Annotated in this window: 14 protein-coding genes; 8 read left to right on the top strand and 6 right to left on the bottom strand. The window is 65.5% G+C overall.

The annotated features are described in order from the left end of the window. Nucleotides 1–13: 13 nt before the first annotated feature. From FRAAU_RS00415 to FRAAU_RS00425, 3 genes are all read right to left on the bottom strand, one after another. On the bottom strand, nucleotides 14–706 hold the full coding sequence (locus FRAAU_RS00415; protein ID WP_014401591.1) for a DUF4097 family beta strand repeat-containing protein: 693 nt from the start codon (nucleotides 704–706) through the stop codon (nucleotides 14–16). 70 nt (nucleotides 707–776) lie between these two features. Next, on the bottom strand, nucleotides 777–1,703 hold the full coding sequence (locus tag FRAAU_RS00420) for an alpha/beta hydrolase family protein (RefSeq protein ID WP_052317748.1): 927 nt from the start codon (nucleotides 1,701–1,703) through the stop codon (nucleotides 777–779). After that, nucleotides 1,679–2,023, bottom strand: a complete 345-nt coding sequence (locus FRAAU_RS00425) for an ArsR/SmtB family transcription factor (RefSeq protein ID WP_014401593.1) — start codon at nucleotides 2,021–2,023, stop codon at nucleotides 1,679–1,681. Before FRAAU_RS00425 ends, FRAAU_RS00420 begins: the two co-directional genes overlap by 25 nt. Before the next feature lie 94 nt (nucleotides 2,024–2,117). On the opposite strand from FRAAU_RS00425, the gene FRAAU_RS00430 reads away from it, so the two are divergent. The 5 genes from FRAAU_RS00430 (at nucleotide 2,118) to FRAAU_RS00450 (ending at nucleotide 6,350) form a co-directional block, all read left to right on the top strand. Next, nucleotides 2,118–2,864, top strand: coding sequence for a glucose 1-dehydrogenase (locus tag FRAAU_RS00430; protein ID WP_014401594.1), 747 nt, complete (start codon nucleotides 2,118–2,120; stop codon nucleotides 2,862–2,864). A 111-nt stretch (nucleotides 2,865–2,975) separates the two neighbouring features. Then, nucleotides 2,976–3,722, top strand: a complete 747-nt coding sequence (gene gpmA, locus FRAAU_RS00435) for a 2,3-diphosphoglycerate-dependent phosphoglycerate mutase (protein ID WP_014401595.1) — start codon at nucleotides 2,976–2,978, stop codon at nucleotides 3,720–3,722. Between the two features lie 115 nt (nucleotides 3,723–3,837). Further along, nucleotides 3,838–4,368, top strand: coding sequence for a CcdC protein domain-containing protein (locus FRAAU_RS00440; protein WP_014401596.1), 531 nt, complete (start codon nucleotides 3,838–3,840; stop codon nucleotides 4,366–4,368). Nucleotides 4,369–4,496: 128 nt separating this feature from the next. After that, on the top strand, nucleotides 4,497–4,760 hold the full coding sequence (locus FRAAU_RS00445; protein WP_014401597.1) for an accessory factor UbiK family protein: 264 nt from the start codon (nucleotides 4,497–4,499) through the stop codon (nucleotides 4,758–4,760). An 87-nt stretch (nucleotides 4,761–4,847) separates the two neighbouring features. After that, the gene (locus FRAAU_RS00450; protein ID WP_014401598.1) at nucleotides 4,848–6,350 is read left to right on the top strand and encodes a YifB family Mg chelatase-like AAA ATPase; all 1,503 of its coding nucleotides are present in this window, start codon (nucleotides 4,848–4,850) and stop codon (nucleotides 6,348–6,350) included. Nucleotides 6,351–6,352: 2 nt separating this feature from the next. On the opposite strand, the gene FRAAU_RS00455 is transcribed toward FRAAU_RS00450, so the two are convergent. Then, on the bottom strand, nucleotides 6,353–7,285 hold the full coding sequence (locus tag FRAAU_RS00455) for an alpha/beta hydrolase (RefSeq protein WP_014401599.1): 933 nt from the start codon (nucleotides 7,283–7,285) through the stop codon (nucleotides 6,353–6,355). A 144-nt stretch (nucleotides 7,286–7,429) separates the two neighbouring features. On the opposite strand from FRAAU_RS00455, the gene FRAAU_RS00460 reads away from it, so the two are divergent. Beyond that, on the top strand, nucleotides 7,430–9,220 hold the full coding sequence (locus tag FRAAU_RS00460) for a cation:proton antiporter (RefSeq protein WP_014401600.1): 1,791 nt from the start codon (nucleotides 7,430–7,432) through the stop codon (nucleotides 9,218–9,220). 162 nt (nucleotides 9,221–9,382) lie between these two features. Here FRAAU_RS00460 and aceA read toward each other — a convergent pair whose 3' ends face one another. Both aceA and aceB read right to left on the bottom strand, forming a co-directional pair. After that, the gene (aceA, locus tag FRAAU_RS00465; protein ID WP_014401601.1) at nucleotides 9,383–10,687 is read right to left on the bottom strand and encodes an isocitrate lyase; all 1,305 of its coding nucleotides are present in this window, start codon (nucleotides 10,685–10,687) and stop codon (nucleotides 9,383–9,385) included. A gap of 55 nt (nucleotides 10,688–10,742) precedes the next feature. Then, nucleotides 10,743–12,356, bottom strand: coding sequence for a malate synthase A (aceB, locus tag FRAAU_RS00470; RefSeq protein WP_014401602.1), 1,614 nt, complete (start codon nucleotides 12,354–12,356; stop codon nucleotides 10,743–10,745). 130 nt (nucleotides 12,357–12,486) lie between these two features. Between aceB and FRAAU_RS00475 the strand changes: the two genes are divergently transcribed. Together FRAAU_RS00475 and FRAAU_RS00480 are read left to right on the top strand one after the other, a co-directional pair. Next, nucleotides 12,487–13,500 carry a LysR family transcriptional regulator gene (locus tag FRAAU_RS00475; protein WP_014401603.1) on the top strand — a complete coding sequence of 338 codons (1,014 nt, stop codon included), beginning with the start codon at nucleotides 12,487–12,489 and terminating at the stop codon, nucleotides 13,498–13,500. Nucleotides 13,501–13,626: 126 nt separating this feature from the next. Next, entirely contained in the window at nucleotides 13,627–14,850 is a 1,224-nt protein-coding gene (locus tag FRAAU_RS00480) for an alginate export family protein (protein ID WP_014401604.1), read from the top strand. The last annotated feature ends 7 nt before the right edge of the window (nucleotides 14,851–14,857 follow it).

Genomic DNA, 14,857 nt, shown 5'->3' on the forward strand with positions numbered 1-14,857 from the left:
CGGCGCTGCAGGCTCAGGGACTGTCGCCGTCGAACGCCTGGGGGCTGGCCCCCTGGATCGGGCCGATCGTGGCCTGACGGCTGACATGCAGCTCCACCGGCCGGTCGAAGCGCAGCGGGCCCTGCACCACGGCATGGGGGCCGATGATGACGACGGGAGGGCGGGGCGCCTTCAGTTGCAGCCAGTGCCCGTGAATCGGCTCCACATGCAGACCGCCCCGGACTCGCGAGTCGGCTCCGACGGTGATATCGCCGTTGGCGGTATCCACAACCCCGCCCACCTGGGCCGCGTCCAGAGTGATGGCTCCATTGACATTGCCGAGCCCGCCGGTGACGACGGCCTGTCTGCCCAATTGGATGGCGCCGTTGACGGTCTCGACCGATCGGTCGACGCGAGCCCGGCTGTCCAGACTTATATCGCCATTGACTGTGACCAGGGCGCCGGCGTGCGCGTCAGCGCCCAGCTGGATGGCGCCATTGACCGTCCGGACTGATGCTGCGCTGGCTTGCGGCTCCAGCGTGATGCTGCCATTGATGGTCTCGGCATCCATGGCCGCGCGGCCGGCGGGGATCGTGATGCTGCCGTTGATATGGCTGGTGGCGCGGCCGGCACCATGATCAACGCTGTCGACTTCGCTGGTACAGGCGGTGTTGATCAGGCAGAAAGCCGCGGCTACAGCCAGTCGGGGCAGTGCAGGCAGATGCATGGAGAGGATTCCCTAAGCCAAGGTGAGCAGGAGCGCAACAAGCCTTGGATGCGGATGGAGGTCCGTTGGTTTACAGGCGCGTGAGGGCGCCCGACGGGATCGGCATCCGGATTTGCAGAAACTGGCGGATGGCCTGCTGCATAGGCACTTGCAGTGCCAGTCGGTCAAAACCGGGCGGGTCCTGGGCGGGGGCGAAGCCGGGGCGGTCCAGCGCGGCGGGGAAGGGGCTGAGGAACGAGAAATGGCCGGCACCGGGGATGATCTGCAGCCGGGTCTGGCCCGGTGCGGTGGCCTGCTGCACCAGTTCGGCCTCGGCCGGCGGGGTCAGGACATCCAGTTCGGCCGCCCAGATCAGGATGGGTTGATCCAGCGCATCCAAGGCGCCGGGTGCCGCAAAGCGGGCAGCGGCCGGGGCCAGCAGGACCAGTTGCCGAATCCTCGGATCGGCCTGAACCGGGACCGGCCGGCAGCGACCCTCCGGTGTCTCGTGCGGCCCGGCGATCGGTTGGCCGCCGGCGGCGGCCAAGGCGGTGTAGCCACCCAGTGAATGCCCGATCACGGCGACCTCTTCGGCCGCCGCACAGATCGTCAATGGCGGATGGGCCCGCACGGCATCCAGCACCCGGCTGAGCTGGCGTGGACGATTGACCAGATTGTCCAGGGTGCCGGCCAGCCGGTTGTCGCCTACGCAGTTGCCGCAGTGTTCGGGCAGTATGACCAGATGGCCGTGACGGGCCAGATCGATCGCCAGATCCCGATGGGTCCAGGGCGTGCCGCCATTGCCATGGCTGATCACTACCTGCGGCAGAACCGCTTGCGGGGGCGGCGCCTGCATGGACAGCAGCGGCTGGTAATGACCGAATCGCTGTGGTGATGCCGGGACTTCGGTGGGGTACAGCACATGACAGCGGATCGGCCCAGGCCCGGACGGATCTTCCACCGTCAGCGACAGGCCGCCGGCCGCCGCCGCGATCACGTGCCGGCGCCTTGCCGCCATTGCTGCTGGTAGGCCCCGATGATGGCAAGCAGCAGGCCGGGGAAGCGCTGTTCGACGTCCTGGCAGCGACTGCTGTTGTGCACTTCCACGCCCCGGCGTTCGCTGCGGACCAGACCCGCTTCGCGCAGCACCCGGAAGTGCTGGGACAGGGTGGACTTGGGAATGTTGCGATCCATCAGCTGCAGAAACTGGCAGCAGGGCGAGGCCTGGCCGGCAGCCGCCAGCGAAGCGAAGATCGCGGCCCGCACCGGGTCGGCCAGCGCATGCAGAATGCCTTGGGCGGTGATGTCTTCGGCGGGGGGATGAACCAGCGGACGCATGGATGCGAGTTTACCAGTCTTGACATCAGTTTTATTGTTCGTAAATATTGAACTATTGAACAAGGTTTTTCTTCCCAAGCCGAGGATGCAGGTCATGAGCAAGCTGCAACACAAAGTCGCCCTGGTCACCGGGGCATCCAAGGGCATCGGTGCCGGCATTGCCAAGGCATTGGCCGCCGAGGGCGCGGCGGTGGTGGTGAATTATGCCTCCAGTCAGGCGGGGGCCGACCAGGTCGTGGCCCAGATCAAGGCCGCCGGCGGTCAGGCTGTGGCGGTGCGCGGCAACGTGGCCAAGGCCGAGGATGCCAAGGCCATCGTACAGGCGGCCATCGATGCTTATGGCCGGCTGGACATTCTGGTCAACAATTCCGGCGTCTACGAGTTCCAGCCGCTGGAAGGGATCACCCCGGAGCACTTCCACCACCAGTTCGACATCAACGTGCTGGGTCTGCTGCTGGTGACTCAGGCGGCTTCGCCGCATCTGCAGGCCGGTGGCAGCGTCATCAACATCGGTTCGGTAGTGACCCGGCTGACGCCGCCGGGCAGTGCCGTCTATTCCGCGACCAAGGCCGCCGTGGACGCAGTGACCGGCGCGCTGGCCGCCGAGCTGGGCCCGCGCCAGATCCGGGTCAATGCCCTGAATCCGGGGCTGGTCCAGACCGAAGGCACCACCACGGCCGGGATCATCGGCAGCGAAATGGAGAACCAGATCGCGACGCAGTCGCCGCTGGGCCGGATCGGCCAGCCGCAGGACATCGCCGCCATTGCCGTGTTTCTGGCCTCGGATGATGCCGGCTGGCTGACCGGCGAGCGGCTGTTCGCCGCCGGCGGCGTGCACTGATCCTGCGCTGATTGACGCGACGGGCGGCGGACTGCGACCATCCCGGTACTCAGAGGCCGGTTTGCGGACCGGCGCCGCCGTCCCGTCGTTTCATCCAGAGAGCCGCCGTCCATGCACAAGCTAGTCCTGATCCGCCACGGCCAGTCGCAGTGGAATCTTGAAAACCGCTTCAGTGGCTGGGCCGATATCGACCTGACCGAGCAAGGCGTCGCCGAGGCCAGGGAGGCTGGACAACTGCTGAAGCAGGCCGGTTTCAGTTTCGATCTGGCCCATACCTCGCGACTGACCCGGGCCGTGCGCACCTTGTGGCATGTGCAGGACGAAATGGATGCGATGTGGATTCCGGTCGTCACCGACTGGCGCTTGAACGAACGCCACTACGGCGGCCTTACCGGCCTCAACAAGGCCGAGACGGCGGCCAGGTTCGGTGACGAGCAGGTCAAGATCTGGCGGCGCAGCTATGACACGCCGCCGCCGCCCCAGGACCGTGCGGAGAATCCCGCCGTTGGTGATCCGCGCTACGCCGATCTGGCACCGGAACAGATTCCCGATACCGAGTGCCTGAAAGACACCGTCGAGCGCGTGCTGCCGTACTGGCACGAAAGCCTGGCGCCGGCGATCAAGGCCGGCCGCAAGGTGGTGGTCGCGGCCCACGGCAATTCGCTGCGGGCCCTGGTGAAGTATCTGGACAACATCTCCGACGAGGATATCGTCGAGCTGAACATTCCCAACGGCGTGCCTCTGGTCTACGAATTCGATGACGAACTCAGACCCTTGCGCCACTACTATCTGGGGGATGCCGAGGCGATCGCGGCCAAGCTGGCGGCCGTGGCCAACCAAGGCAAGGCCAAGGCCTGATCCGCCCCGCGGAGCCGGTCCGCCTGCGATGATCGCCTGATCCGTGCGCTGACGGGGCTGCCGCCATCCACTGGCTGGGCCTATACTGCCGACGGGGACAGCCTTTGGAAGCATCATGCCACAGCAACAACATCTGATCGGGGCGGCAGCAGCCGTCATCATTGTTGTCTTCGTGCTGTACCGCCGGCTGCGCACCCATTTCGGGAGACAGCCGATCCGACTGGGGCGGATGCGGATCCGCATCGTGATCATGAGCTGCATCGCGGCACTGCTCGCGGTCAACAGCATCAGCATGCCGCGCTTGCTGGAAGGTCTGCTGGCAGGTCTCATCGGCGGGGGCCTGCTGGCCGTCGCCGGTCTGCGCCTGACGCGCTATCAACGCAGCGAGGGAGTGACGTATTACACCCCCAATCCATGGATCGGAGGCGCGCTGAGCCTGCTGCTGGTCGGACGACTGGTCTGGCGTTTCATGATTGCCGTGCCGGCCGCCGTGCACCATGTGACGCCGGCGCATGGGCCGGTGCTGGGCAACAGTCCACTGACGTTGGCGGTGCTCGGGCTGACACTCGGTTATCATGCGGTCTACTATTTCGGAATCATTCGCCGATCCGGGCAGATCCTGTCCCTGGGGCCCGAGCCGATCTGAGTCTCCGTCACCCGGTCGGATCCGGTCCGGGCCCAGACTCGGACGGGTCGGATCCGCGTGGGATTGCGAGCGTTCGGATTGACCCGGTTTACAGACTCGTCACCCGCGAGTCGGGAGTATCGACCAAGATGGATAGACAGAATATCGACCAGCTCGTCCAGCGCCTGGCAGGCCTGGTGCCTACCGGTCTGGCTGACGTGCAGAAGGACCTGAAGGAGAATTTCCACGATGTGTTGGCGCAAGGACTGCGCCGGCTCGACCTGGTCACTCGCGACGAATTCGAGGTGCAGCAGCAGGTGCTGGCCCGGACCCGGTCCAAGCTGGATGCGCTGGAAAAGCAGCTGGCCGAGCTCGAAGCCGGGCTGTCCGCTCGCGGCGGCAGCGAGGCCTGATTCCGGTCGGGGTGGCTGCACCCCGCTGCATCCGGCGGACAGGGCCGGGCTTGGTCTGACCGGCAGCCAGGATGGTGGACCGGGCCGATGAGTCTGGCCCAGGTCCACAGCCGTGCGCAGTTGGGCATCCAGGCGCCGTCGGTACGGGTCGAGGTCCATACCGCGGGTGGTCTGCCCGCGACCCAGATCGTCGGTCTGCCCGAGGCGGCGGTCCGCGAGGCGCGTGATCGGGTAAGAGTGGCCATTCTCAGCGCGGCCTTCGACTATCCCAGCCGCCGCATCACGGTGAATCTGGCGCCGGCCGAACTGCCCAAGGAGGGAGGCCGCTATGATCTGGCCATTGCCCTGGGCATTCTGGCCGCGACCGGCCAGTTGCCGGCCGGCGGTCTGGCGGATTGCGAATTTCTCGGTGAACTCTCCTTGTCAGGCCGGTTGCGGCCGGTGACCGGCGTGCTGCCGGCCCTGCTGGCCGCCCGCGAAGCCGGCCGGCGGGCCGTGGTACCGACCTGCAATGCGGCGGAGGCCAGCTTGCTGGAGGATGTGGACGTCCATGTCGCCGATCATCTGGGCGCGGTCTGCGGCTGGCTGCGTGGCGAGACTTCGCTGCCGCGCCCGGCCGAGGTTGCCGGCGCCAGGCCAGTCCGGTCACCGGACATCCCCGATCTGGTCGATGTGCGCGGGCAGCCACTGGCCCGGCGGGCGCTGGAGCTTGCCGCGGCAGGCGGTCATCATCTGCTGTTCAGTGGTCCGCCTGGCAGCGGCAAGACCATGCTGGCCGAACGCCTGCCCGGCATTCTGCCGCCGCTGCAGCCGCATGAGCGAATCGAGGTGGTGGCCTTGCGCTCGGTGGCGGGCCTGGCTCCGGCCGAGGTGATGACCGCCTGCCGCCCGTTCCGCCATCCGCATCACAGTGCCTCGGCGGTGGCCATGGTCGGTGGCGGCAGTCATCCGCAGCCGGGCGAGATTTCGCTGGCTGATCACGGCGTGCTGTTTCTGGATGAACTGCCGGAATTCAGTCGGCATGTGCTGGAGTCGTTGCGCGAACCGCTGGAATCGGGCCATATCGTGATCGCCCGCGCGGCCCAGCGGGTCAGCTTTCCGGCCCGCTTCCAGCTGGTGGCCGCGATGAACCCTTGCCCCTGCGGCCATGCCGGCGACGGCAGTTCGCGCTGTCATTGCACGCCGGCCCAGATCCGGCATTACCGGGCCAAGCTGTCCGGCCCGCTGCTGGATCGGCTGGACCTGGTGGTGCAGGTGCCGGCGGTGGACCTGGCCGCCCTGCTGGGCCCGGCCGCGGCGCGCGGGGAAAGCTCGTCCCAGGTGCGGGCCCGGGTGGTGGCGGCGCGCGAGTTGGCGATGCAGCGTGCCGGCTGCATCAATGCCGGCCTGGCGGGGACGGCGCTCGATCGCTGCTGCGTCCTGGCGGTCGCTGATCGCGGCTGGCTGACCCGGGCCATGCAGCAGCTTGGCCTCAGTGCCCGCAGCTATCACCGCATTCTGCGTCTGGCCCGGACCATTGCCGACCTGGAACCCTGCGAGACCCTGCAGCGCAGCCATCTGGCCGAGGCCATCGGCTATCGCTGGCGTTGAATTCAGTGTTCATGCCTGATCTGTGAAGCGGGCGGCGTGGCAGAGCGGCTGATGGTGGTGCGGACGAAGTAGCCGATCTGGGTGATGGCCTGGCCGGCCTCGGGCAGCCACGGAGCCAGAGCCTGGAACACATGAATGGCATGGGGCCAGGTCTGCAGGGTGACGGCGGTGCCGAAGCTGCGCAGGTGCGCCGTGATCAGCTCGGCGTCGTGATGCAGGGGCTCGCTGGCCGAGGCCTGGATCAGCACCGGCGGCGCGCCGTGAAAGTCGCCGTGGATCGGCGAGATCAGCGGGTCATCACGGGGGCGGTCAGGCACATAGGCCTGGATCAGTCGCTGCATGATGGTGCTGACATGACGCAGTTCGCGGCGACCCTGCCGGCGACGGGGACGCTCGGTGCTGCCGAGTTCGGTCCAGGGGCTGAGCGCCACGGCCGCCAGAGGCGGCCGGCCCTGGGCACACAGGGTATGCAGCAGGGCGAATACCAGGTTCCCGCCTGCACTGTCACCCATCAGGATGATGCGGCCCTGGCCGCGGCCGCTGGCCAGCAGGGCCTGATAGGCGGCCAGTACATCGTGGTAGCCGGCCGGAAAAGGTGCTTCGGGCGCCAGCCGGTGATCGCTTGCCACCAGCTCCAGTCCGCAGGCGCGGGCGATCCGGAACAGCATGCGGGCATGGGTGGCCGGACTGCCCAGCACATGGCCGCCGCCGTGCATATAGAAGATGATCGCGGCGGGGTCGGGCGTTCCGGTCGTGAACGTGGTGCAGGGAACCTTGCCCAGGATCTCATGCCGCCGGTCGGCATCGGGCGGTGTGCGACAGCGACTGATATGCTCAAGCTGTGCCCGGCTGCGGACGATGTCGCCGCGATCCTGCGCCAGTCGCGGCAGCAGCAGGAGATAGACGAACTTGACCAGATGCAGGCGCAGACTCATCACGGCTCCTCGTGAACGGGCGGACCGGCCCGGCTGCTACTGTACGCTGACAGCGAGGTAAAGGGCGGTCTTCCGGGGGCCTGGCGGCGATGGCGTATGATGCGCTGCGACAGTGCATGACATGAACAGGCAAGGGATGATTCGATGACGATACCGCTTGGCTTGATGCTGACGGCGATGATGCTGATCGGCTTTGGTTCGCAGTGGCTGGCCTGGCGGGTCAAGCTGCCGGCGATCCTGTTTCTGCTGCTGGCCGGCATCGTGCTGGGCCCGGTGTCCGGACTGCTGCATCCGGACAAGATGATGGGTCCGCTGCTGTTTCCGGTGGTATCGCTGGCGGTGGCGCTGATCCTGTTCGAGGGCAGCCTCAGTCTGCGTTTCAGCGAGCTTCCGGGCATCGGCAGTGCGGTGCGGGGGCTGGCAAGCTATGGTGCGGTGACGGCCCTGCTGCTGCTGGCGGCCGCCGCCCATTGGCTGGCCGGTCTGGAGTGGCCGATCGCCCTGCTGTTCGGTGCCCTGACCTGTGTCACCGGCCCGACCGTGATCGCGCCGATGCTGCGCACCTTGCGGCCCAATGCCAAGGTCGGCAATGTACTGCGCTGGGAAGGCATCGTGGTCGATCCCATCGGCGCCCTGTTCGCGGTGCTGATTTACGAGGCTCTGGTCTCGCGCCAGGAAGGGCATTCGATCGGAGTGTTTCTGGTCACCATTCTGTGCGGGCTGGCGGTCGGCCTGATCGGCGGGCTGGTCCATGCGATCCTGCTGCGGCGGCATCTGATTCCCGAATATCTGCAGAACTTCGGCACCATGGCGGCGGTGCTGACCGCCTTCAGCCTGTCCAATACCGTGGCTTCGGAATCGGGACTGCTGGCCGTGACCATCATGGGTGTCGTACTGGCCAATGCGCGTGGCGTGCATGTCGAGGATATCCTGGACTTCAAGGAGAATCTGACCACCTTGCTGGTCTCGATGCTGTTCATTCTGCTGGCCGCGCGATTGCAATGGCCGTTGCCGGACCATGTCCTGTGGTCGGGTGTGCTGGTCTTGCTGGCCTCGCAGTTTCTGATCCGTCCTTTCACGGTCTGGCTGTCGACCCTTGGCAGCAGCCTGAGCTGGCCCGAACGGGCCCTGATCGGCTGGGTGGCTCCGCGCGGCATCGTGGCCGCATCGGTGTCGGCGCTGTTCGCCTTGCGTCTGGATCCGCTGCATATGCATGGCAGTGCCGCGCTGGTGCCGCTGGTGTTCATCATGATCATCGGTACCGTGGTGCTGCAGAGCGCGACGGCGCGACCGCTGGCACGCTGGCTGAAGGTGGCCGAGCCGGATCCGCGGGGACTGCTGGTGTTCGGTTCGGACCCGGTGGCGCGGGCGGTAGCCCAGTCCCTGGTCGAGGCCGGCTTCCGGGTGATGGTGGCCGATGACGACTGGGATGGGATCCGGGTGGCCCGGATGGAAGGCTTCAATACCTTCTACGGCAATCCGGCTTCCAGTTATGCCGAACGGCATCTGGATCTGAGCGGCATCGGCAGCCTACTGGCGATGTCCACCCATCGCGACCGCAATTCCCTGGTCTGCGTGCACTACCGCCAGGAGTTCGGCCGCGACAAGGTGTTCCGCTTGCAGGAACTGGCGCCCGAGGAAGTGCGCAGCCGCGATGCCCTGCATGCCAGCCTGCAGGCCCCGGCCCTGTTTTCCGATGACATGACCCATGGCCGGTTCCGGGATCTGCTGGCGGCGGGCTGGCGGATCAAGGCTACCGGCCTGACCAGTACCTTCGACTGGCCGCGGTTTATCGAGCAATACGGTTCGCGCACCGTCCTGCTGTTCGGCATCGAGGAAAAAGGCCAGCTGCGGGTGGCCGCCGCACGCCGTGAACTGGAACCCAGACCGGGCTGGACGGTGATTGCGCTGGTCCCCTCCGAACGGCCAGACTGAGGTCTGGCCAGAGCGACGCGTCTCGGCTTGAAGCGAACACGGCTCAGGCGGCGGTCCCAGGCCTGGTCCGCCGCACATCGGGATGAAATACGCGGCATGGCGGCTGGTTGCCCGGCGGCCATGCCGATCCCCTTCCCTGGATGAATCCGGCAGGCCGCTCGGTCAGGCGGCCTTTTCAGTGCCGTCGTGATCGAACTGGGCTTCTTCGGTCGAGCCGGTCAGCGCCGTGGTCGAAGACTGACCTTGCTGGATGGTCTGAGTGACGGCGTCGAAATAGCCGGTACCCACTTCGCGCTGGTGCTTGACGGCGGTGAAGCCACGCTCGGCAGCGGCGAATTCCTTTTCCTGCAGCTCCACGAAGGCGCTCATCTGATGGCGGGCGTAGCCGTAGGCCAGGTCGAACATGCCGTAGTTCAGGCTATGGAAACCGGCCAGGGTGATGAACTGGAACTTGTAGCCCATCGCGCCCAGTTCCTTCTGGAAGCGGGCGATGGTGGCATCGTCCAGATTCTTGCGCCAGTTGAAGCTGGGCGAGCAGTTGTAGGCCAGCAGCTTGCCGGGGAACTGCTTGTGGATGGCCTCGGCGAACTTGCGGGCATCTTCCAGGTTCGGCTTGCTGGTTTCGCACCACAGCAGGTCGGCATAGGGGGCATAGGCCAGACCGCGGCTGATGGCCTGGTCGACGCCTGGGCGGACCCGGAAAAAGCCCTCCACGGTACGCTCGCCGGTGATGAAGGGACGGTCGTTGTCGTCGATGTCGGCCGTCAGCAGATCGGCGGCATCGGCGTCGGTGCGAGCCACCAGGATGGTCGGCACGCCGCTGACATCGGCGGCCAGCCGGGCGGCGGTCAGCTTGTCGATGGCCTCGCGGGTCGGCACCAGCACCTTGCCGCCCATGTGGCCGCACTTCTTGACCGAGGCCAGCTGATCCTCGAAGTGGACGCCGGCGGCACCGGCTTCAATCATCGCCTTCATCAGTTCGAAGGCATTCAGCACCCCGCCAAAGCCGGCCTCGGCATCGGCGACGATGGGCACCAGCCAGTCGGTGCCGTCCTTGCCTTCGGCATGCTGCAGCTGGTCGGCACGCAGCAAGGTATTGTTGATGCGCTTGACCACCTGGGGCACTGAATTGGCCGGATACAGCGACTGGTCGGGATACATCTCTCCAGCCAGATTGGCATCGGCGGCGACCTGCCAGCCGGACAGATAAATGGCCTTCAGGCCTGCCTTGACCTGCTGCATCGCCTGGTTGCCGGTCAGGGCGCCGAGAGCATTGACGAAGTCTTCTTCGTGCAGCGACTTCCACAACCGCTCGGCGCCGCGGCGGGCCAGCGAATGCTCGACATGGACGGTGCCGCGCAGGCGCAGCACATCCTCGGCGCTGTAGTTGCGGACAATGCCTTTCCAGCGGGGATCGGTTGACCAGGCTTGGTTCAGCTCGGCGGCAGTGGCATGGATCTGGCTCATTTCAGTACTCCGCGGCAATGATGGGGGGGAAGTGGTCGATAGACCATGGCAGGGCTCACAGCTGGCGATAGGCCGGCAGGGTGAGGAAGTCGGTCAATTGGGGGGCATGGCTCAGCGTGGCCAGCAGTTCGGCGGCGGCATCGGCCTTGGCGGCACCCGGCCATTGGCTGGTGGCCAGTGCCTGCCGATTGGCTTCCAGCACCTGGTCGAACAAGCTGAAGTCGATGTTGCTGCCGTCGCTCAGCTGCAGTGGTGGCTGACCCGAGGTGACCGGGTAGTGCAACCATTGCCACAGCTGGGCGCGCGAAATTTCGGCGGTGGCGGCGTCTTCCATCAGGTGGTGGATGGGCACGCAGCCCTGACCGGCCAGCCAGGCGGCGGTATAGCGCAGACAGACCTCGATGCTGTTCTCGAAGCCATCCCGGCTGATGTCACCTGCCGGGACGGCCAGCAGCTGCTCGGCGCTGACCTGCACATCCAGCCGTAGCTGGCCCAGCTGATTGGGGCCTGGCATATAGGTGTCGAATATTTCGGCAGCAATCGGGACCAGTGCCGGATGGGCGACCCAGGTGCCGTCGTGACCGGCCTGCACTTCGCGCAACTTGTCGGCGCGTACCTTGTCCAGCGCCGCCTGGTTGGCCTGCTCATCACCCTTGATCGGAATCTGGGCGGCCATTCCTCCCATGGCCAGCGCGCCGCGCTGGTGGCAGGTCTTGATCAGCAGTTCGGAATAGGCCTTCAGGAACGGCACGCCCATGCCGACCTGGCTCCGCTCCGGCAGCAGTCGGTCCGGGTGGGCGCGCAGGGTTTTCAGATACGAGAAGATGTAATCCCAGCGCCCGCAATTGAGGCCGACGATGCGTCGGCGCAGGGCATGCAGGATCTCGTGCATCTGGAACACGGCCGGCAGGGTCTCGATCAGCACGGTGACCTTGAAGCTGCCGATCGGAAGCTCCAGAAACGCTTCGGCAAAGCTCAGCACCTCATCCCATAACGCGGCCTCTTCCATGGCCTGCAGCTTGGGCAGGTAGAAATAGGGACCTCGCCGCTGCTGCAACAGCTGGCCGGCATTGTGGAAGGCGTACAGGCCGAAATCGAACAGGGCGCCGGAAAAGATTTCGCCATCGACGCGCACATGCTCCTCGGGAAGATGCCAGCCACGTGGGCGCACCATCAGCAAGGCCGGGGCAGGGCCGACCCGATAGGACTTGCCTTCAGGGGTGTCAAAATCCAGGGTGCCGGCGGTGGCCGCACGCAGATGCTGCTGGCCTTCCAGCTGATTGGTCCAGGTCGGGGCGTTGGAGTCCTCGAAGTCGGCCATGAACACTTTGGCACCTGAATTGAGTGCATTGATGATCATCTTGCGATCGACCGGACCGGTGATCTCTACTCGCCGGTCCTGCAGTTCGTCCGGAATCGGCGCTACCTGCCAGTCGCCTTCGCGGATGGCCAGCGTGTCGGCACGAAAGCCGGGCAGGGCCCCGGCATCGAATTGGGCCTGTTGTTGCCGCCTGGCTTGCAACAGGGCCTGCCGGCGAGGCTCGAACCGCTGATGCAGCTGGCTCAGGAATTGCCGTGCTTCGGCAGTCAGCAGATCTTCATGGCCGGGCGCCGGATCGCAGTCAAGATGAGGTCCTGTGCTTGCCGGATACGCGGGTGATGCGACCATGACACTCTCCTTGCGATGGGGAGTGCCACCGTATGACCAATCCAGATAGTTGACAAAGCAAATGATTCAATCGTATCTATTGAATTAATCAATATGATTGGCAAGTAACTGATATCAAAGAGGTGATCTCGTGGCCGAAGCGCGCAAACCGGGACGAAAGCCGGTAAATCCAGGTTCTGGAGGCAGCTCTGGAGACGCCGCGCGCTTCTATTACAAGGGCAGTCGCTACAAGCAGCTGCGGGCCTTCGTGCACACCGTCAAAGCCGGCTCCCTGTCACGGGCCAGCGAGGCCTTGTTCCTGTCCCAGCCCTCGGTCAGCCTGCAGTTGCAGGCCCTGGAACGGGAGCTGGGCGTCAGCCTGCTGGAGCGCCGCCGCCGCCGCATCCATCTCACCGAGGCCGGTGAAGCGCTTTACGAGCTGGCGCGGCCGCTGATCGAAGGCTGGGAGACCCTGGATCGCCGCTTCCAGGCCCGGGTCCAGGGGCTGCAGGCCGGTCGTCTGACCGTGGTGGCCGGTGCTTCGACCTTGCAGTATCTGCTGCCGCGCTTTGTCAGTCGTTTCCGCGAGCGCTATCCGGACGTACAGCTGCAGTTGGTCAGCATGACCGAACGCGACGGGATGGCCATGCTGCGCAATGACCGCGCCGATGTCCTGGTCGGCTCGATGCTGGACGTGCCGGCCGATCTGAACTGGGCGCCGGTATTCCATTACGATCCGATGCTGGTGACGCCACCGGGTCATGCCTTGTTGGCACGACCGGGGCTGACTCTGGCCGATCTTTCCGGGTACGGTCTGATCCTTCCGCCGGACCGGCAGGCCACGTACCGGCTGGTGGACCTGATTTTCCAGCAGCAGCAGGTGCCCTATCACGTCGCCATCGAGATTGGCGGCTGGGAGGCGATCAAGCAGTATGTCGCACTGGGCATGGGGATCACCATCATGCCCGGGCTGTGCGTGACCGAGGCCGATCAGGGCCGGCTGGGGATTCGCAATATCCGCCAGTTGCTGCCGCAGCGCAGTTACGGGGTGGCCTTGCGCCGCGGCAAGTTTCTCAGTCCGGAGGCCCGCAATTTCGTGGATCTGCTGCGGCCTGGGCTGTCCACCACACGGGAGTACGATCAGGTCGGCGCCTCTGATCGCTGACCCTCCGGCGGATGCTGCCCCGCGGTGATCAGCCAATGCCTTGCCGGCGTTTGCCTGATGCAGGGCAATCGGTTATCAACTGTCAACAAGGGGCGGGAAGGCCGCCCGCGGAGGATACGGTGATCGATGACGGTCAAGCTCAGGAGCGGGGTGCTGGCAGGAGGGTTGTGGTTGGCCGGCAGTGCGCTGGGTCAGGAGCTGCAGCAGAATCCGCGCTACGAGAGTGAGGCTTATCTGGGCGTACGTTATCGCGATACGACCATGGTGTCCGATCAATTCCATCGCCGCGGGCATGCGCATACAGCCCGCCTGCAGCTCGGCTGGCTGCAGGCCATCGGCTCGCATTGGGCCGCATATGCCGAGATGACCGGGCTGTGGTCGTTGTTCGGGCGTGAATACGACGACACCAGCGGGCGGGTCACGGCTTATCCTTCGGAAGCCGACCCGCCGGGCAAGGAGCTCAGCAATGCCTGGCTGGGTTATCGTGACCGCCATGCCGAGATAAGAATCGGAAGGCAGTATATCCGGCTGGGCAACGAACGATTTTTCGCACGCAATGGCTGGCGGCAGCATCCGCAGTCGTTCGATGGCTTCAGCAGTCGCTGGCAGCTCGCTCCGATGACGGTGCTGCGTTATGACTGGCTGGGTCAGGTCCATCGTACGGTTGGCGGTGACTTCTTTGATCGCGACCAACGCCGCTGGCATCTGCAGGCCCATGTGCTGCATGCCGAGCAGGGCTTGCCGCTGGGCGTTCTGTCGGCCTATGTCTATCTGATTCGCAATACCACCCGCGCCGTCAATTCCATGCGGATCCGGGGTCTGGGCTGGAGCGGACAGGCCAGTCCGGACCAGGGGCGCAGCCAGTTCAGCTGGGTGGCCGTGCTCGCACGGCAGGACAGTTACGGCAACAGCCCGCGGCCTTTCGATCTGGCTTATCACCAGTTCGAGCTCAATTACGGGCTGAAGACGATCACGGCACGGGTCGGGGAGGAAGAGCTGGGCGGCGATGGCCGGACCGGTTTCAATATCGCCTATGGCGCCGGCCATCCCTTCGATGGCTGGGTGGGCGTGTTCTCGATACCGGTGAATGGCCTGCGTGATCGTTACGCGGGCCTGCATGGCGAATTCGGCGGCAGTCGCTGCAGCTGGCAGCTGGTCTACCATCACTTCGATGCCGCCCATGGACACTCGGCCTATGGCCACGAGCTGGATGCCGGCGTACTGGCGCAATGGACATCGCGATTCTCCACCGAGCTGCAATACGGTCATTATCAGGGGCGGAATTTCAGTCATGACCAGCACAAGCTGTGGCTGATCCTGGAATACCGCTACGGTCGGCAGACCTTGTAGATGGCCA

This window comes from Frateuria aurantia DSM 6220 (assembly GCF_000242255.2).
Taxonomy (GTDB): Bacteria; Pseudomonadota; Gammaproteobacteria; order Xanthomonadales; family Rhodanobacteraceae; genus Frateuria; species Frateuria aurantia.